Origin of the sequence: Virgibacillus sp. MG-45 (genome assembly GCF_036409425.1) — a bacterium.
GTDB lineage: Bacteria > Bacillota > Bacilli > Bacillales > Amphibacillaceae > LDC-1.
This window is the reverse complement of sequence record NZ_JAXOFU010000001.1, coordinates 319255-338458: the sequence shown is the minus strand read 5'-3', so window position 1 is coordinate 338458 and position 19204 is coordinate 319255. Positions and strand designations below refer to the sequence as shown.

19 protein-coding genes are annotated in these 19204 nt (G+C 37.0%); 11 read left to right on the top strand and 8 right to left on the bottom strand.

Annotated elements, in window-relative coordinates; genetic code table 11:
- The first annotated feature begins 245 nt into the window (after positions 1-245).
- The 5 genes from SPK86_RS01810 to SPK86_RS01790 all read left to right on the top strand — a co-directional run bounded on the left by SPK86_RS01810 (position 246) and on the right by SPK86_RS01790 (position 6486).
- Positions 246-1463: a metallophosphoesterase family protein gene (locus tag SPK86_RS01810; RefSeq protein ID WP_330948557.1), complete on the top strand. Its 1218-nt coding sequence runs from the start codon at positions 246-248 to the stop codon at positions 1461-1463.
- Positions 1464-1479: 16 nt separating this feature from the next.
- Positions 1480-4476 carry an ATP-binding protein gene (locus SPK86_RS01805; protein ID WP_330948556.1) on the top strand — a complete coding sequence of 999 codons (2997 nt, stop codon included), beginning with the start codon at positions 1480-1482 and terminating at the stop codon, positions 4474-4476.
- A gap of 138 nt (positions 4477-4614) precedes the next feature.
- A complete protein-coding gene (locus SPK86_RS01800; protein ID WP_284139504.1) occupies positions 4615-5157 on the top strand; it encodes a GbsR/MarR family transcriptional regulator in 543 nt (180 codons plus the stop codon).
- A 101-nt stretch (positions 5158-5258) separates the two neighbouring features.
- A complete protein-coding gene (gene yhaM, locus SPK86_RS01795; RefSeq protein WP_284139503.1) occupies positions 5259-6218 on the top strand; it encodes a 3'-5' exoribonuclease YhaM in 960 nt (319 codons plus the stop codon).
- Positions 6219-6288: 70 nt separating this feature from the next.
- A complete protein-coding gene (locus tag SPK86_RS01790; RefSeq protein WP_284139502.1) occupies positions 6289-6486 on the top strand; it encodes a sporulation YhaL family protein in 198 nt (65 codons plus the stop codon).
- A 71-nt stretch (positions 6487-6557) separates the two neighbouring features.
- Here SPK86_RS01790 and SPK86_RS01785 read toward each other — a convergent pair whose 3' ends face one another.
- The 3 genes from SPK86_RS01785 to SPK86_RS01775 form a co-directional block, all read right to left on the bottom strand.
- On the bottom strand, positions 6558-7445 hold the full coding sequence (locus SPK86_RS01785) for a peptidylprolyl isomerase (protein WP_330948555.1): 888 nt from the start codon (positions 7443-7445) through the stop codon (positions 6558-6560).
- Positions 7446-7609: 164 nt separating this feature from the next.
- Complete coding sequence (locus tag SPK86_RS01780; protein ID WP_284139500.1) at positions 7610-7795, bottom strand: hypothetical protein; 186 nt, start codon at positions 7793-7795, stop codon at positions 7610-7612.
- A 225-nt stretch (positions 7796-8020) separates the two neighbouring features.
- Entirely contained in the window at positions 8021-8902 is an 882-nt protein-coding gene (locus tag SPK86_RS01775; protein WP_284139499.1) for a LysR family transcriptional regulator, read from the bottom strand.
- A 119-nt stretch (positions 8903-9021) separates the two neighbouring features.
- Between SPK86_RS01775 and SPK86_RS01770 the strand changes: the two genes are divergently transcribed.
- Positions 9022-10212, top strand: coding sequence for an MFS transporter (locus SPK86_RS01770; RefSeq protein WP_284139498.1), 1191 nt, complete (start codon positions 9022-9024; stop codon positions 10210-10212).
- A 106-nt stretch (positions 10213-10318) separates the two neighbouring features.
- Here SPK86_RS01770 and SPK86_RS01765 read toward each other — a convergent pair whose 3' ends face one another.
- A complete protein-coding gene (locus SPK86_RS01765; RefSeq protein WP_330948554.1) occupies positions 10319-10900 on the bottom strand; it encodes a DUF3267 domain-containing protein in 582 nt (193 codons plus the stop codon).
- A gap of 277 nt (positions 10901-11177) precedes the next feature.
- Here SPK86_RS01765 and SPK86_RS01760 point away from each other — a divergent pair, with 277 nt between their 5' ends.
- Positions 11178-11519 carry a DUF1878 family protein gene (locus tag SPK86_RS01760; protein ID WP_330948553.1) on the top strand — a complete coding sequence of 114 codons (342 nt, stop codon included), beginning with the start codon at positions 11178-11180 and terminating at the stop codon, positions 11517-11519.
- A 427-nt stretch (positions 11520-11946) separates the two neighbouring features.
- On the opposite strand, the gene SPK86_RS01755 is transcribed toward SPK86_RS01760, so the two are convergent.
- Positions 11947-12426 carry a GbsR/MarR family transcriptional regulator gene (locus tag SPK86_RS01755; RefSeq protein ID WP_284139494.1) on the bottom strand — a complete coding sequence of 160 codons (480 nt, stop codon included), beginning with the start codon at positions 12424-12426 and terminating at the stop codon, positions 11947-11949.
- 345 nt (positions 12427-12771) lie between these two features.
- Here SPK86_RS01755 and SPK86_RS01750 point away from each other — a divergent pair, with 345 nt between their 5' ends.
- The 4 genes from SPK86_RS01750 (at position 12772) to SPK86_RS01735 (ending at position 16813) form a co-directional block, all read left to right on the top strand.
- Positions 12772-13971, top strand: coding sequence for a quaternary amine ABC transporter ATP-binding protein (locus tag SPK86_RS01750; protein WP_284139493.1), 1200 nt, complete (start codon positions 12772-12774; stop codon positions 13969-13971).
- Positions 13964-14821, top strand: coding sequence for an ABC transporter permease (locus SPK86_RS01745; protein WP_284139492.1), 858 nt, complete (start codon positions 13964-13966; stop codon positions 14819-14821). The genes SPK86_RS01750 and SPK86_RS01745 overlap by 8 nt, the downstream gene beginning before the upstream one ends.
- Positions 14822-14891: 70 nt before the next feature.
- Positions 14892-15812: a glycine betaine ABC transporter substrate-binding protein gene (locus SPK86_RS01740; protein WP_284139645.1), complete on the top strand. Its 921-nt coding sequence runs from the start codon at positions 14892-14894 to the stop codon at positions 15810-15812.
- A gap of 68 nt (positions 15813-15880) precedes the next feature.
- Positions 15881-16813 (top strand): glycine betaine ABC transporter substrate-binding protein, encoded by a 933-nt coding sequence (locus SPK86_RS01735; RefSeq protein WP_284139491.1) that lies wholly within the window; start codon positions 15881-15883, stop codon positions 16811-16813.
- 101 nt (positions 16814-16914) lie between these two features.
- Here the strand turns inward: SPK86_RS01735 and SPK86_RS01730 are convergent, their stop codons facing one another.
- From SPK86_RS01730 to SPK86_RS01720, 3 genes are all read right to left on the bottom strand, one after another.
- The gene (locus tag SPK86_RS01730; RefSeq protein ID WP_284139490.1) at positions 16915-17274 is read right to left on the bottom strand and encodes a YtxH domain-containing protein; all 360 of its coding nucleotides are present in this window, start codon (positions 17272-17274) and stop codon (positions 16915-16917) included.
- 225 nt (positions 17275-17499) lie between these two features.
- Positions 17500-18021 carry a tryptophan transporter gene (locus tag SPK86_RS01725; RefSeq protein ID WP_284139489.1) on the bottom strand — a complete coding sequence of 174 codons (522 nt, stop codon included), beginning with the start codon at positions 18019-18021 and terminating at the stop codon, positions 17500-17502.
- A 234-nt stretch (positions 18022-18255) separates the two neighbouring features.
- Positions 18256-18687, bottom strand: a complete 432-nt coding sequence (locus SPK86_RS01720) for an HIT family protein (RefSeq protein WP_284139488.1) — start codon at positions 18685-18687, stop codon at positions 18256-18258.
- Positions 18688-19204: the final 517 nt, after the last annotated feature.

Below are 19204 nucleotides of genomic sequence, written 5' to 3'. Positions count from 1 at the left end.
AGGGTCTCAAGACGCATGCTTTTCCCGCAGGAGTCGTCGCCTTTCGTTTCAAGCAAGTCGTTTTCAGGTTCTCTAATTGCTTTTTAAAGCAATGGGTTCTTTTAATACAGTTTTCGGTTCTCTTTAGGAAGCACATAGGCGAGAGGAAGTCACGTTCCTTTCCATATTTATGTCTTTATGTCGAACGTGCATTCGCACCTTCGTTTTGATAAAATGAACATAATGATTGTGAAAGGACGGTAGAGATGAACAAGGAAATTACATTTATTCATGCAGCAGACCTGCATTTAGATAGTCCGTTTAGAGGGATGGCAAATCTTCCTGAAAAGATATTTAATGAAATACGTGAAAGTACGTTTGCTGCTTTAGATCGGCTTGTGCGTGTTGCCATTGAAAAAAAGGTCGATTTTATTCTTTTGGTTGGGGATTTGTTTGATAATGAAAGGCAGAGTTTAAAGGCGCAAATCCGCTTGCGACAAGCATTCGAGGAACTCAATAAACATCATATTCAAGTTTTCCTATCCTATGGGAATCATGATTATGTAAATGGGAATAGCTATCCGATTACGTATCCAGCTAATGTTTTTGTTTTTCCGGATGAAACAGTGCGTCAAGCGACGTATCGTAAAAATGGACAAGCACTAGCTTCTATTTATGGGTTTAGCTATGAAAACCAAGCAGTACTGCAAAATAAAGTAGCAGAATACCATGTTTCTGAGCGAAATATGCCCTTTCAGATTGCGATGCTCCATGGAAGTATTCATACGAATACGACCCATGATCGTTATGCACCTTTCCAGCTTTCGGAGCTGACAAAATTGCCGTTTGATTATTGGGCACTAGGTCATATTCATAAACGCGAGATTTTAACAGCATCCCCTCCAGTCGTTTATCCAGGGAATGTTCAAGGAAGAAGCAGAAAGGAAGATGGTGAAAAAGGCTGCTACATCGTAACCTTGACCGAAACGAAGCATGAGATGACGTTCGTTCCATTGCAAGCAGTAGCATTTACACCATTAGCCATCGATGTATCAGATGTAGAGGACTTATTAGAGCTCGAGAAGATCCTTCGAAACGAGATAACACAATTAGCAAGCTCAAGCCCTCAGCTTATTCATTTGTCGTTAACGAGTCAAATGGACTTACTCTTAGATTGGGAACAAGAAGGGCATCTAGATGATCTAGTGGAATATATAAACGAACAATTCGGTGTGACAACGCAGTGGTATTATATTTATAAATTTACGACGGAAATAACGCATGAAAAGAGCTTTCCAGAAGGAGCTCATTTTATTAGTGAGCTAGAGCATACACAGCAAGAGGCGCCGGTAAAGGACTATCTCAGCGAGCTGTATCGTCATAAGCAAGCACGAAAATATGTGCCGCCTTTAACGAATAATGAGGAAGAAGAAATAAAGCAAAAGGCAATGGCAATTTTAAAGCGGGAGCTATTGAAGGGATAGGAAGGGAGGAAAAACCATGAAGTTCATCGAAGCAACAATTTATGGGTTTGGAAAATGGATTGATGAAACCATTGATTTTTCCAATCAACCATTTATATGTATTTATGGGGAAAATGAATCAGGAAAGTCGACTTTACAGCATTTTATTTTGTTTATGCTTTTTGGCCTTCCTCCAAAGCAGCGAACGCTGTATCAACCAAAAACAAGTAGTAAGCTTGGAGGCAGATTGACAGTTGTTGATGATAACGTCGGAACTTTTGTGATTGAGCGCGTAGGGGATGTTCGAAATGGAGCTGCTGTTTGTTATACAGAGGATGGCCAGACATTTGATGAACAGTGGTTGCAGGAACGATTGCATGGAATGAACGCAAAAATATATAAATCCATTTATGCTTTTTCTGCACTTGATTTAACGGCGATTCGACAAATGAAGGAGCAGGATATTGGAGAGGTATTGCTAGGGATAGGAACATCAGGTGCTAGCCATTTATATGCCATCGAAAAAAAGCTAGAACAGCAAATTGGGGAGTTGTTTAAACCGAATGGAAAAATACCTGCGATAAATAAACAACTGGAAAAATTAGAGCAGCTGCAGTTCGAGCTGGCGAGCATGAAAGCAGAGGAAGGAACGTATCAAAAACGAACGGATGAAGCGAAAAAGCTAGGGGAAAAGCTAGAAAAATTACGTGTAGAGATACAACATGAAAATCAGCAGCTTATACAACTGGATAAGACGATACAGTTTCTACCAAGCCTTCAGGAGCTGCATACATGCGTGAAGCGGCTTGCAGAGCTTCCGGAGGATATTCGATTTCCTGAACAAGGCGTTGAACGGTTACGGCAGTTAAAGGAAAAGTTATTACCGATAAAAAGCGAGCTCGCTATTTTAAAATCCAATGCATCTGACTTTAAACAGAATATACAACGTTTAGAAGCGACGCTAAAGGAACGATTACCTCTCAAGGAAGCGGAGTCTATCTTGCAGGAAAAGCAATTTTATATTGACAACGAAAGAGAAATCCAGCATCTTACGGATTCGATTGAACGATTGGACGTACAAATGATTTCCGAATTGAAAAAGCTCCATCTTCCTATTAATAGAGCAAATTTAAAGGACGTTCATTTCCCATTTCAATTAGAAAAAACGTGGAATACGTTAAAAAATCGTCAACAATCGCTTGAGTTGGAACAAGAGCAATTAACGAAGGAAAAGCGGCTGTTAGACAATAAAGAGAGCTATGTAGAGGCACAATTAAAAGAGCTTGAAGAACAGCTGCTGCCACAGGAAAAGCGTGATGAATTAGAGCAGCTTATAAATGAACATAAAGAATATGCGCTTCTTCAACAATTAAAGCAGGAGGATAAGAATAAGAAAGCAGCTTGGAAGCAAACGAAACTTAAAAAACAACGCAGAAGTCAAAGGATTCTCATAGCTTCTTTGTTCCTGGCGAGTTTTGTTGGAGTAATCGCATTTATGGTAGATACGCCACTCCGTTATTATTTATTAAATATCATGGCGATTGGATTGGTTGGTGGTTTTGGCCAGCACTTATGGGGGAAGAATGCAATTAGAACAATGGAGAAAATGATCAATTCTGTTGCTACTGATGAAGAGTTAGACAAGCAAGATTCTGAAAATCGAAAGGAAGCAGAGAAACGATTAACGATTGACCAAGATTATCGGACAGAACAAAAAAGCGCATTAGAACAGTTACAACAATTGAGTGTACAACAGCTGCAATGGGCAGAAAAGGAACAAATTTACCTCCAAAAGAAAAATAAGCTTATGAACGACGTGGATGCGGAGAAGAACACATATCCATTTTTAGAAGGTGTAGACGTTCAATATTGGCCAGAGCTTTTTCATTCGTTAAAAAACCTTCTCCAAGCTAATCAAGAACAACAACAATTAATGGAGGAACGACAAAAGAAGATAGAGGTGCATGAAGAATTTACTAGTAAGGTTGATAAGTTTTTACAAGCGCATTTGCAGGATTTTATTCCAAAGCATTGGTTATTACAGCTAGAGAAGATAGAAGAAGATGTCCAGGCGTATCGACAAGTAAAAGAGCAGAAACAGTATTTCGAAGAACAATTACAAGTTAATGCGAAGCAACAACAAGACATGGATAAGAAATTAGGTACGTATAATTTGGAACTTGAAAATCTGTTAAATCATGCAGAAGTAGAGGATGAAAATGCTTTTTATGAAAAAGCAGCTCTTCAAGAGGAACAGATGGATAGAACAAAACGTAAAAATCATTATCATAACCAGCTTACAACTGCCTTTTCAGCGGAAGCACTGCAACCCTTGCTTAAGCACATGCCTAACTTAAGTGAATTGGAACTTTCCAAACAAACGGTAAAAGACACGATTCAATCCCTTGAAACAGAGCTTGAGGATGCTCGACAAGAACTGGCAGCTACTAAGGCAAAACTCGATCAAATGGAATCATCCGAAAGCTATTCAAAGGAAATGCATCGACTGCAAAATGAAGTGGATCAGCTTCAAAGTTTGACGAAGGAATGGGCCATTTTAAAAACAGCGAAAGAACTGCTTCGTGATACGAAAAAGAGCTATCAAGATAAGCATTTAGGGAAGGTACTAGAACGGACAGCACGTTACTTTAATGTTCTGACAGGTGGGGCTTATATCCGAGTAATCCTTCCTGAAGAAAACGAACCACTTTATGTCGAAACAAGGAATCAGCAACGGTTTGATGTAAATGAACTATCACAAGGAACTATTGATCAGCTTTATGTTTCCTTGCGCATCGCAATTAGTGAAGTTATGAGTGAAGGAAAACAGCTCCCGTTTATTATTGACGATGCATTTGTTCATTTTGATTCGATTCGCAGAAAGCGGATGCTTCAGCTTTTGGAGGAGCTATCCAGCCTACATCAAGTACTCTTGTTCACTTGTAATAAAGATGTTTTAAAAGCCGTACAGCATGTAAAAACAATTCATCTCGCTGCAGATAAATCGTATGGTCAAATAGAAGCTCGTGCATAATTATAAAGAAAGAAAATCGTTTTCTTCATTCTTAAAGTGCATAAAAGTGCAATCCATGATAAACTATTTTCAGGAAATTGATCATGGAGAGATAATCCTTGGAAGATTTATTGATTAAAGCAGTTGGAGGGGCTTTTGATGCCTGAGCAAAATGATTGGGAAATTTATGAAGAAACAATAGAAAAATTTATCCAAGTAATCGCCAAAAACATGAATCTTTATGGCATTACTTCATCCATAGGTAGATTATATGGGGTTTTGTATTTTTCAGAGGAGCCAATGACGTTAGATGATATGCGTGATGCTTTAGTGATGAGCAAAACAAGTATGTCAACAGGCGTTCGAACTTTATCTGATATGAAAATGGTTGAATCAACCTTTAAAAAAGGAATACGAAAGGATTTATATCAATCAGAGGAGGATTGGTATAAATCATTTACTTCGTTGTTTGGTAATCGTTGGCGTCAGCATACAGAAACGAATATGGAAGAAGCAGACGAAGCGATGGAAAAGCTAGAGCAACTTTTACAACAAACAAAAGACCCAGCATTACAAGAAAAAATAAAGCACGATATCGATCGACTTCATTATGCGAAAAACTATTATTTATGGCTAATGAAATTTATCCGTGTGATCGAATCTGGAAAAATATTTGAATACATTCCAAAAATAGATGAATAAAACAATGGAGAAGATTGACATAAAAAACAGTGGTGAACAGAAAGCTGCAAGCCTCTTTACATTGTCAATCTTTTTCATTGGGTGGGGAAGGAGTAAGTAAAATGAAACAGGAAACAAGAAAAGGGTTATTAGACTACCAAGTAGGAGAGGGATTTCAAGATTTTGTATTAATAAAGGAAGTATCAAAAGGAGTTACAAGCAGTGGAAAACCGTTTTTAACATTAATTTTACGTGATGCAAGTGGAGAAATGGAAGCAAAGCTGTGGGACGCTTCAAAGGAAGATGAATCAACTTTTATCCAAGAGCAAATTGTGTGGATTAATGGTGAAGTAAATCAGTTTCGGGGGAAGTCACAAATGAAGATTCTTTCTATTCGTCCTGCACAGCCTACGGATGGGGTAAAAATTTCGGATTTTGTTGAAAAGGCCCCAGTTGATAAAGAAGTGTTGATGGAAAAATTAACAGAAGCTGTTTTCGAGATGGAAAACCCTGCGATTCAGCGAATTGTTCGTGCTTTTATAAAAAAGTATCAAGATGCCCTTTTAACATATCCTGCTGCTTCGAAAAATCATCATGAATATGCTTCAGGTTTGGCACATCACATTGTAAGTATGCTTTCGATTGGGAGAGAGCTCTATAAGTTATATCCAGAAGTAAACAAAGATCTATTGTATGCGGGTATTATATTACATGATCTCGGAAAACTACGTGAGCTATCAGGAGTGGTAACTACATCCTATACGATTGAAGGAAAGCTTTTAGGACATATTCCAATAATGGTTGAAGAGATTAAAGGGATGGCACAAGAGTTGCAAATTGAAGGGGAGGAAGTAATGATTCTGCAACATCTTGTATTAAGTCATCATGGCAAAGCAGAATGGGGAAGTCCAAAGCCTCCTTTAGTACGAGAAGCAGAATTACTTCACTTGATTGATTTAATTGATGCAAAAATGAATATGCTGAACAGGGCATTAGAACGAGTGAAGCCTGGGGAATTTACTGAACGTTTGTTTGCGATGGATAATCGTGCATTCTATAAGCCGCTTTTTGAACAAAGCTAGTCATTGTAATTTTTTTCAACTTGTCCTCATATACATGGGAATAAACGAAGAAGGACAAGGGGGTTAAAATGTGATTTTAGGAGTTCCTTGGTGGGTATTCATGATGGTTTTATTTATCTTTCTTAGTGGATATATGGCGTTTCGTGCAATGCGAGCGGAAAAAGAATTGGAGCACAAATTTATTGAGCAAGAGGGTAATATTTATATGGAACGGTTGGAAAAAGAAAGACTTGAAAAGAGACAACAAAAGCAGCATGCTTCAGATTAACCGATTTTCTTTTATAGAATAAGACAAGAGACTATTCTCAAAATACCGAGGAATAGTCTCTTTATTACTAGTTATTTTTCTTCTTTATCTGCTGCTTTAGGCTCTTCTACGTTAAAAAGATCCTTGAATTCATCAATTTTAATATCGATTTTTGCATTTTTAATAATTTTATCGATTTTTGCCTGTTGTTCTTGAGGCGTTACTTTTTTATTGCGTAAGTCATTACGAATGGCTTCTTTATTATCATCAAAAGAACCAATATCTTCTTCTTTCTTACGCTTGTCCTCTAGCTTGATAATGTGATAGCCAAACTGTGATTTTACGAGGTCACTAACTTCGCCAACCTTCATGCTATAAGCAGCGTCCTCAAATTCGGGTACCATTTTTCCAGCAGAGAAATAGCCTAGATCTCCACCTTGTTCAGCGGAAGAATCCGTTGAATATTCTTTCGCTAGCTTAGCAAAGTCGCCACCTTCATCTAATTTCTTTTTAACTTCTTTTGCTGTTTTTTCATCGTCAACTAAAATATGGCTTGCCTTTAGCTCCGTTTTCATTCGATCGTATTGCTGCTTTAATTCTTCATCTTTTAATTCTACATCCTCGTAAACTGCTTTTTCGTATAGAAGTGAGTTTTTAACGAGACCGCGGAAAGTTTCTTCATCACCATATCCTTGCTGCTGCAACCACATTTCAAACTGGTCGCCTAGTTGATCCTTTGTTTTCTTTACTTCGGCATCAATTTCTTTTTTGTCGACTTCAAACTTATCTTCAAGAACTTTTACAAGTACCATTTCCTGTAAAACGCTCTCGCCATAACGGTCTTTTAATTCATTGTAATATTCATCTTTTGTAATATTTCCGGCTTTTGATTCAACCACTACATCTGTGTCATCTGAATTACATGCAGATAATGCTAATACGCCGGCAGTTAGTGTTACAGCAAGTACTAATTTTTTCATCTTAACACTCCTAAATAGTTTATTGCCAAGAATTTTCGCTAAGGACAAATATACCACAATTCGAAGCTAAAAAAAACTCTCCGCCTTAAAAACTTTCCGATTGCTACAAATGCTAAAGGTCGCTTATATAAAAACAAAGCTATGTGAAGCTTTTACAGTTGCCCTTACACCATTGCATTTAACACTTCAACATAAGAAGTAACTAATAAAATAAAAATTAGTATATTGATTGTTCGAAAGACTTTTTCTTGTTTGCTTTGATTCATTTCCATTTTAATACAAAATCTATGTGTCAGTGAATTAAAAATTAACAGAATAAAGAGTGCGTAAATAAGAAAAAAAATACTCATACAAAACCTCCTTGCACGATAACTCAAAAAGCCATATTTATTAATGTATCAAATTATGACCAAACTGAACAGAGAAGAATGTCCTTTTTAGGATGGAATTATGATTTTATCTTGAAATGAAGCTTTTGTAAAAAAAATTCTCCTACTAAAAATGAGTGGGGTTGAAAGAAATCCCCACCGTTTAAAGTTTCGCTTTATATAGGGAAAGTTTCAGTGAGAAAATATTTATACCGATGTTTGAAAATACTTTTCTAGTCGCTCCATAAATGCTTTTGCTGCATTACTTAAATATTTATCCCGTCGATAAATTATTTCTAGATCTCGAATTGGTGCATCCTTTAATGGAATAGCCTGAATGCCTAAAGATTCGAAGCGCTCAATTAGTCGACTTGGTTGGATCGTTGCCCCTACACCTTCTTGCACTAGCTGAAATAGGGAGGTTGCTGATCCGGTTTCCATGATGGTATGGATGGTTAGGTTCTGATTTTCACACCAATCATCAATCATATCGCGACCGTAAAAGCCTTTTGGATACAATACAAGTGGCAGCTTCTTTAATTCTTTTGGAGTAATCACATTTCGCGCTGTTAATGGATGTTTATTATGAACATAAAGGCTATAAGATTCTGTGTAAAAAGAAGTACATTGAATACGTTTATCAGGCTTTGTAGCTAAGCCAACACCAAAATCAACTTCGTTTTCTAATACCATATTTAATATTTCTACAGATGGGATGACTTGCACCTTTGTTCGTGGAAATTCTTTATGAAAATCGATTAATAGTTTGGATAAGCGGTAATCTAAATCAGAAGGTAAGACAGCAATACGTAAATGTCCGGTATTTAATTGGGTAAGATCGGCAATGGCTTCTTTTGCATTGTCGAGCTTTTGAACTACTTCGTGTGCGTAATGCTCTAGTATCGTCCCTGCTTCTGTTTTAACGGTTTTTTTTCCAATTCTATCAAAGAGTGGGGTTCCTAATTCATCTTCTAATACACGTATTTGCTGGCTCAACGTTGGCTGAGATATCCCTAGTTTAAATGCAGCTTCAGAAAAATGAAGCTCTTTACATAAAGTTAAAAAGTATTGAAGCTGTCGGATTTCCATGTGATCTACTCCTAAATGATAGTTTTTATCTATTGTTATCATAGAAAATATAGTATTGAACTATTATAGCATTCGGATTACACTTAAATCAAGGAGTAACAAGGAAGGAGAGAGTGTACGTGAATTATTTTTATTTTGTACTCGTGTTATTTTTTATTTCTATAAATTTGCGACCAGCTATAACTTCTGTTGGTCCGTTACTTGATATTATTAAAGTGGATTTAGGCATGTCAGGGGTTGCCGTTAGTTTATTAACGACACTTCCCGTATTTGTAATGGGGTTGTTTGCATTAATCGCCGTTAAGCTTGGCAAACGATTAGGAACGGAACGAGCATTGTTTGTCGCGATGATATTTATCTTTGTTTCTACTTTTTTGCGTGCTTTTACAGCGAATGGAGGTATACTAATAGCCACTTCATTTGTCGCTGGTATTGGGATTGCGATTGCAGGTCCGCTAGTTTCCGGATTCATTAAGAAATATTTTCCCGGAAATAGTACAGTTACGGGTATTTATTCTGTTTCTATTGTCATTGGAGCGTCTATTGGCTCAAGCTTTACCGCTCCGCTTTTTGAACGGATTGATCATTCGTGGCAAGCGGCATTAAGCTTTTGGAGTATACTCGGACTGATTGCAACACTTTTACTTATTCCTATATTGAAAAAGCGCGCACAGGATACAACAGTTGCTTCTACGACTGTTCCACCAATGAAAAAACCGAATAAACATGTATATTTATCGATGTTTTTCTTTGGATGTATGGCTGCAATTTTCTTTTCGATTACTGCTTGGTTGGCACCAATAATCAAGGCAATGGGTTATAGCCATACCTTTTCAGGTTGGGTGCTTACCTTGTTTGCAATTATTCAGGTTCCGGTAAGCTTTATTATTCCAACAATCGTAAGTAAACGAGGAAATCGAAAAAAATGGTTGCTTTTTTGTGGCTTTTCAGAATTAATTGGGGTTGTTTTGCTACTACTTCATTTTTCTCCGTGGGTTGCCACAGTGTTTATTGGAGTAGGTGCCGGTGGACTGTTTCCACTTGCGCTCCTTATCCCAATTGAAGAATCAAAGTCGGTAGAAGAAGCAACCTCATGGTCAGCAATGATGCAATTTGGTGGCTTCATGATTGGCGCACTCGGACCAGTGTTTATCGGGTTTACAGTGGATCATTTTCATCCATATAAAGGACCATTATTTGTGTTATTATTGCTCATCATTGCTATGCTCGTGATTGTATCCATGATTCCAGGCAATAAGAAAGAACAGGAAAAAATAGAACATTGCTTTTCAAGACAAGCCCATGCTTAAAAATTACGGTACAAATGAAACAATAAAAATACGGACCCTAAAAAGGTGTCCGTATTTTTGATTTTTATTTATTTTTAATCCAGTGCTTCCCCTTCTAATAGATTCGTTAATCGAGTTCATATGAAGGAGAGGGAGTATGTGGACTATTATTTGCTTCCAGTAATATATCAAATCCATCGTTTCCACTTTCAATAAACGACTTTTTAGGAGCTCTAATAATATGACTTACATAGAGAAAGTCAACAAAAGAAATACCGATATTAGTACATGTGAAAAGTAAAATGTATGCGTAATAGTTTGGAAATATATAGCTTGCAAAAATACCAGGCATCGTTATAAAAAAAGTGGGTGCCAAAGCAACAATCAAGGATACTTTCTTTGTTAAGTGTGAATCAGTATAATAAGTAAAGATAGGAAAAAGCTTGCTTCTTGTTTTGTATTTTAATTTTGCGCGTTTGTTTATTGCAAGAATCGGTATTACATGCATAAAGGAATGAAGCGATGGTAGCATAACCAATGCAACCATAAAAGCAAACATACCAGACTCTTTTGCATGATGACCATCATGAGCAATGGATGCTGGAACATATAAGAGGATAAATGCAATAAGCCCGATTAAAAATGACATAAAATAAAGTCGCTTCATACCAAATTCTTTATTAAAATTGATTGATTTCCAGCAATTCATACTAGGTCACCCCTTATTTTTAATGGATGGAAATACTTAACGATAATAGTATGTTTAAGCATAAAAATCAATACCTTTTTTATAGTTTTTTTCCGTTGATAAATCGCGTCGTTGTTTTCTTTTTTTAGCTACATGTAAAAAAACGGCTGTTTGCCTAGAAAAGACGCGGATATGCGGATGTTTTTGATAGTCATAAATTTGACAAAAAATAGGTTTTTTAAAAGCGGAATTCTTCACATTATCGTATGAAACAAAAGAAGCATTGGGAGGGCTATTAATGGAGGAAGATAATAAAGAAATAACTACCGCTTTTCAATTGCAGTTAATTTCCCAAATAATCGACATAAATAAATATCCTTTTACGAAAATGATTATTGATATGAATATAACAAAAGAAGCGTATGATGATGTTTTTCTATTGTTAGAGAAGCTAAATCAGCAGTTTGAAATACAGAAAGAGGAAGGGTTGTTAGATTACACCTCACTGCTTATTCACTTTGCGGGAATGTTACAGCTGCCGTTTGAACCAACAGCAACGATTTATGCTTTAAAGAAAGAAGGTTACTTCCCACAATTAATGACTACTTTTATACATATATTAGAGTCAGAGTCTGAATGAAGCTTTTCCAGAAGATGGGTATATGAAGAATGAAACTGGACAAAAGTATTTTGTGCATAGTAAAATCCGAACGATTCACTCGAATCAGTTCGGATTATTTGTATCAAAAACAGCCTTTATCATCGCTTCGTCAAAATACTCCCTATCACCACAGGCACAAGCGCGACTTCTGCTCAAAATAACTTTCGTAATGTCTTCTTTTCCGCAGCACGGCCTCAGCTAACTTGGTAAAGAAAAAGCCTTTACCAAGTGGATCTTTCGACGTACAGGAAGTACTAGTGCAGACGTTGCTACAGGATGTAGCGGTTTTAGTCTGCGTTCCCCTGTTGCTGTTCCCGCAGGAGTCTCTGTATTTTGACTACACTTAGATTACCTTCGTATCTTATTGTTCGTCTTTTAAGTAACTTGTTTTAGAATTGTCTCAGCCTCATTTTTTATTTCGAAAAAACGCTACAACCTCTTCATGAAAGACTAAAATGCTAGATAACTGTTCTTCTAGTTTTTTTAGTTCTCGGTCATTCGGCGTCTCATCTAGTTGTTTTATCGCTTCATTTTCTATTTCTTTTATTGTATCTCGTTGATGGGCTGCGGCATCTATCCATTTATTCATATAGGAGGTAGTAAATAGCTTAAACAGCTGTCTATTTGCCTGATATAAATCCTTGCGAACGCCTTTTTTCCAGACTCTTGTAACAAGGTTTAGCTCAGACAAGCTTCGTATGTTTGTACTCATTGCCGTTTTACTTTTACCAAGTGCTTCACTCATTTCGTCAAGTGTCATTGGTTTTTCTGCTAAATATAAATGTGCAAATAGCCGTGCCTCTAATGGATTTAAATCAAACATTTCGATTGTCTTCGAAAACTCGATCATAATTCGACGTATGATTGCTTCCTTGTTGTCAGCCATAAAATCCTCCTAAAACATTGCTATATAAAGGTTACACTAAATTGAAATTAATTGGAAACATACATTTACTATGTATTTTAAAGTAAATGAGAGTATTTAAAAGAAAAGCACTGTTTAAGTTCGTACAGAATAAACTGTACAAAAAATACAAACAAAATTAACGAAATATAAAGTTTGTGTTGTGTGTGGGAAACCATATATAGTTATAGAGGTAAGCTAACCGACGTTCGATCAAAAATCTATCAAACTTTTATCCTAGTAAAGAGGAATTATATTTCTGTTGAACGAAGATCGGAAATTACAACGATAATAATTATTAGAAGAATATGAGTAAGGAGTGAAAACGTGCCGATTATAGAAGCGAAAAACTTATCGAAGGTTTTTGGGAAAAATCCGAAGCAAGCATTAAAGCTGCTTGATCAGGGTTTATCCAAAAATGAAATATTAAAACAAACCGGAAACACGGTTGGTGTCAATCGTGCCTCTTTTTCTGTTGAAGCAGGAGAAATATTTGTTATTATGGGGCTTTCTGGAAGTGGGAAATCCACGTTGGTACGATTGCTGAATCGTTTAATTGAGCCAACAGAGGGAAGCATTCTTATTGATGGTGAAGACTTATCAAATATGGATAAGAAAGATTTGCGCAATGTTCGCCGTAAAAAAATGAGCATGGTGTTTCAACGCTTTGCATTATTCCCACATCGTTCGATTCTAGAGAATGCAGAATTTGGACTTGAGATTCAAAATGTGCCGAAGGAAGAAAGACAAGAAAAGGCAACAGAAGCATTGCAAATGGTTGGACTTGGGGGATATCTTGAGCAAAAGCCGGATCAGCTATCTGGTGGTATGCAACAGCGTGTTGGTCTCGCTCGTGCATTAGCAAATGATCCCGAAGTATTGTTAATGGATGAAGCATTTTCAGCATTAGATCCACTAATACGGAAGGAAATGCAGGATGAACTGATTGATTTGCAAGCAACGATGAAGAAAACGATTATTTTTATTACACATGATTTAGACGAAGCATTGCGTCTTGGAGATCGTATTGCATTAATGAAGGATGGCTCGATCGTGCAAATTGGAACACCAGAAGAAATTCTCGTGAACCCTGCAAATGACTATGTAGAAAAATTTGTAGAGGATGTAGATCGATCTAAGATTTTAACAGCATCCCATATTATGAAGCGTCCAGAAACAATTAATATTGAAAGACATGGTCCTAGAGTTGCTTTAGAAAGAATGCGCGAAGAAGGGATTTCTAGCATTCTTGTAGTCGATAGTAAACGTAATTTAAAAGGATATGTTACGGCAGATGATGCATCATCTGCAAAAAAAGAAGATACACGTGATTTACATGCTATATTACGAACAGATATTAAGCGTGTTGAAAAAGATACATCTATGAATGAAATCTTCAATATTATTAATGGTTCACCGATTCCGGTAGCTGTTGTAGAAGATGAAAAACTGGCGGGAATTATTGTCCGTGGGGCGGTAATTGCTGCACTTGCCGGAGATAGTGAGGTGAATTTGGACAATGCTTGATAAATTACTTGATTTTATTCCCGAAATACCAATAGCAGATTGGACAAAAGAATTTACAAAAGATATTACCGATACATTTGCATTTTTATTCGAACCAATTAAGGAACACTTTGGAAACTTCATGGAGTTTGTATCAGACAATTTGATGCTTGTGCCACCACTGATCATTATGCTTGTCGTTGCATTAATTGCATTTTTTATAACAGGAAAAAAACTTGGATTAGCAGTATTTTCCTTTGTTGGACTATGGCTTGTATACAATCAAGGACTTTGGGAGCACTTAATGGATACCTTCACGCTCGTATTGCTTGCAAGTTTACTTTCTGTCATTATCGGTGTTCCAGTAGGGATACTAATGTCGAAAAGTAGAATTGCAGAAGCGATTATAAAGCCAATACTTGATTTTATGCAGACGATGCCTGCATTTGTCTATTTGATTCCAGCAGTAGCATTTTTCGGGATTGGCATGGTTCCAGGTGTATTCGCTTCACTTATTTTTGCAACACCACCAACAGTTCGTTTTACGAATTTAGGAATCCGCCAAGTATCAAAAGAATTAGTAGAAGCATCCGAAGCATTTGGTAGCACAGGTATGCAAAAATTATTTAAAGTAGAGCTTCCAATGGCGAAATCAACGATAATGGCTGGAATTAACCAAACCGTTATGCTTGCACTATCAATGGTAGTTATTGCATCAATGATTGGAGCTCCAGGACTAGGCCGTGAAGTATTATCTGCTTTACAACGTGCAGAGGTTGGTACTGGATTTGTAGCAGGAATTGGAATTGTTATTTTAGCGATTATTATTGATCGCTTTACACAAAGTGCAAATGAAAAGAAAGACGAATAATTGTTGGTATCTTTTCATAAGAAAAGTTTCCATATAAATAAAAAAATTTAAAGGGGAGTTATTTTACATGATGTTTAAACAGAATTGGAAACGTCTCGGAATTGCTTTGGGACTTTCGTTAACATTAGTTGCTGCAGGTTGTGGATCGGATGATTCAAAAGAAGGTTCGTCTGACAATAGCGGTGACGTAAATTATGGCGAAGAAATGAACTATTCTATTACAGGTATTGAAGCAGGTGCTGGTGTATTTAAAGCGGCTGAGAACGCAACAGAAGAATATGATAACCTTAAAGGCTGGGAAGTTCAAGCATCCTCAAGTGGTGCGATGGCAACAGCATTAGGTGAAGCTATTTCGAAGGAAGAACCAATTGTTGTTACTGGTTGGACACCACATTGGAAATTCGCAAAATATGATCTTAAATATCTAGAAGATCCTAAGGGTGTATTTGGAGAAGCCGAAACAATCAATACGATGGTTCGTGAAGGATTTGAAAAAGACATGCCAAATGCCTATAAGCTGCTTGACCAATTTAATTGGACAACAGAAGACATGGAAACGGTTATGCTTGAAATTCAAGATGGAGCTAAGCCTGCAGAAGCAGCAGCAGCTTGGGTAAAGGATAATGCCGATAAAGTTGCAGAATGGACTGAGGGCGTAGAAGAAGTAGATGGTAAAGAAATTGAGCTTGTATATGTTGAGTGGGATTCTGAAATCTCTTCTACTCATGTTGTAGGGAAGGTGTTAGAAGATCTCGGTTATAACGTTACATTAACTCCACTAGATAATGCGATTATGTGGCAGGCGGTAGCTAATAGCGAGGCAGATGGTATGGTAGCTGCCTGGCTTCCAGCTACACATGGTGACCTATATGAAGAATATAAGGATCAGCTTGTTAACCTTGGAGAAAATCTAGAAGGTGCAAAGATTGGACTTGTTGTTCCTTCCTATATGGATATTGATTCTATAGAGGATTTGGAACCAGCGAAGTAAAGTTATATGAAAAGGCTGGTAATCTTCGGATGCTAGCCTTTTCTTTCATTCATTTATAAAAAGGAGCGATGTTAAACACTATGATTGCTAAAAAGAGGTTACGCGCGATATTTTACTTATTACTTGGGATCGTTTTCACGCTAATGATTACTGGGTGCGGCTCAGAAGACGAAGCGGGATCGAATGAAGAACAAAGCATTAGTGATGCAGTGGATTACACCATTACAGGAATTGAACCAGGGGCAGGGATTACAGCTACAACAGAAACAGCGATTAAGGAATATGATGCATTAAAAGGGTGGACATTAGAGCAGTCCTCAACAGCGGCCATGGCAGCTGAATTAGATAAGGCAATTGCTAAAGAGGAGCCAATTATCATCACTGGCTGGAATCCACATTGGACATTTGCAAAATATCCCGATATGAAATATCTTGAGGATCCAAAGGAAATTTATGGTGGCGAGGAAATAATTGCATCTCTCGCAAGAAAAGGTTTAAAGGAAGATAAACCGAACGCTTATAAGCTCATCGATCAATTTCATTGGGATGTAGAAGACATGGAAAGTATCATGTATGAATCAAAGGATACAGGGGATGACATTGCTGAAGTAGCAAAGCGTTGGGTAGCCGACAATCCTGAAAAAGTAGCAGCCTGGGTAGAAGGTGTAGAGGACGTTGATGGTGTTAAGGTAACGCTTGTGTCTACCCCTTGGGATTCTGAACGATCATCTTCTAATGTGCTAAAACATGTGATGGAGCAAAAAGGTTTTGAAGTAGAAATTACCCCAGTTGATGTAGCGGTTGTCTTTGAATCAATTGCAAATGGAGACGGAGATGCAACATTGGCAGCCTGGCTTCCTGTTACACATAAGAAATTTTATGATCAGTATCAAGATAAATTTGATGACCTAGGTGAGAATCTGAAGGGTGCTAAAATCGGATTAGTTGTTCCAGCTTACATGGATATTGATTCCATCGAAGATTTAGAGGCTAAAAAATAAGCGGATTGAAGCTAGTTGATCTACAGATTTACTAATAATTTTCCGAATAAAATCTTTATTCCAAGAAAAAAAGCAGACATGAATTGTCTGCTTTTTTTCTTCTATTTAGATTTCACTTTTTCTTCTAAATCTTTTAAGCTGGATTCAATTTGCTCCAGATATTCATGGATTTTTGCTTGGTGCGGCTCCACAGAAGCCTTCCATTCTTCAACAGAAGTTTTCATTTCCTTTGTTAAATCTTTAATTAGTGCTGCACCTTCTTTAGAGGTTTCCGTGATTTGTTTTTTTAAACGTAGTCCATCTCGTTTTAAGTTATCGAGTAGTTCCATTAAATCCTGTCCTTGCTGCTTTACATTGTGTCGTAATTCTCTTCCGGATGTAGGTGTACTCAAAAGAGTCGCCGTCGCACTAACTGCGCCTCCAACAAAGAATCCTAGCAATAATGATTTTCCTTTAGACATAAAACCGCTCCTTTCCCGTTCTTTTATCTTTACCTTTATTTCCTGGTCTATGAAACCTGTTTTTAAAAAAACGTTAGAAATTAAGGGGCGCATATAGATGTATGCTTTTAATATTTTTAAATTATAAGTATGCGCACAGGCTCTACTTCCATTATATATTGTTTGGAGAAAAAAATCCCCGGACAAATAGTTCTGCCAGAGGATATGTGAAATATTTAAATGGATTTAGGATGTCGTGATCGGCTGTGTTCTTTTTAGAATACTAGTAACAATTGGATAAATGACAATCATAACAAGCGTATTTACCAATGCAGCTGGTAGAACAATCCCGATAAAGAGGGCAAGAAACCCGCCTTCCATTAATCCAACAATATACAGTGCGACACTTAAGAATACAGTCCCACTTATAATCGTTCCAATGGCAGTTAGTATTGGAACACTAATATTTTCATTGAATCGTTTGCCGAAAATTAAATAAACTGCTAAAAATAAGAATGCTGTAACAGGCTTATCAATGACATTTGCTATTTGTCCACCTGGTACGCTAGTTGTTAATGCTGACATGATTCCAGTAACGGTTGCAAGCAGAATAACATATTTCGGTTTCGGGAATAGAATAATCCCTAAAAACATCATTGAAAGGAGCATATCCGGCTTCATCCCAAATAAAATAGGTGGTACGACAGCATGTAATACGGCTCCAATCCCTACAAGCAACGATAAAATCACCAATACTCTAGTCTTCATTTCTCCTCATCTCTCCTCAGCTATTCTAAATTTGCTCTCCAGAAGTGGAAAGCTTCGTTCCCAACTGTACACTCATTGTCAGCTGCGGAACTTATGTAATATTATAGCAAATAACCCGGTAAATAAAAAGTATTAATTTTCTGATACTGATATTACGTTCACTTTATTTATTCACCATGTAATTTAGTGGTTGCATGTACGTTTATTTACCGATAGATATACCGCTTCAGGTACTTAATCTTGTATTTGGAGATGGATATCGTTGGCAATTTGCTGTAAATCTTCGCTGGAATAATCGCTTTGATGGACAGTCCAATTTGCAGAATAACCATCTCCTTCTCCATAACGAGGGATGAGGTGCAAATGTAAGTGGAAAACCGATTGGTCGGCAGGCTTTTCATTGTTGTTTAGTAAATTCATGCCGATTGGCTGATAAGCTTTTTTAATCGCATTGGCGATTTTTGGTACGCGTGTAAATAGCTCCCGAGCAATTTCTTCGGAAGTTTCATAAATATTTTTGACATGTGTTTTTGGAATAACGAGTGTATGTCCCTTTGTTACTTGGCTAATGTCTAGAAACGCATACACAAATTCATCTTCATACACTTTAGCAGATGGAATATCACCTTGAATAATTTTACAAAAAATACAATCATCATGCGCCATATTACTCGCTCCTTTTTTATTTGTTTCTTCTATTGTAATGAGATTAGCATCATGATGTAAAGGATAGTGTTAATACTTTCCAAGATAAAAGATTTTTACAGAGCAACAGACTGGCCCAAAAGGACCAGTCTGCTTTATGAAGAAAGAGGAGGTGGTTGAATAAACTAATGTTTGGGGACTTGCAACAGGCTAATTTGCGTATGCTCCTTAGCATTGGTTACAAAAACCATTTTGTCAGTATCTCATTGCCCTAGAGATAATGTCTGACAAAAAAGTTTTATCGCATTAGATTTCCGTTCACTAACACCTCATTTGTGTTTGACACGAATTTTTACTGTAGTGAAGCATATTCATACGCCAACACTAACACCTCATTTGTGTTTACACGTTTCTGGTAAGTGAATCACCTTCCTCGATCTTCATTAGGTAGTTTGAGCATTGCGTATAATTTTATGCAAGCTTTTTTTAAAAAAATTTGAACCTGTCGATTTTTGTAAGATGGATTCTTTTGGATTTT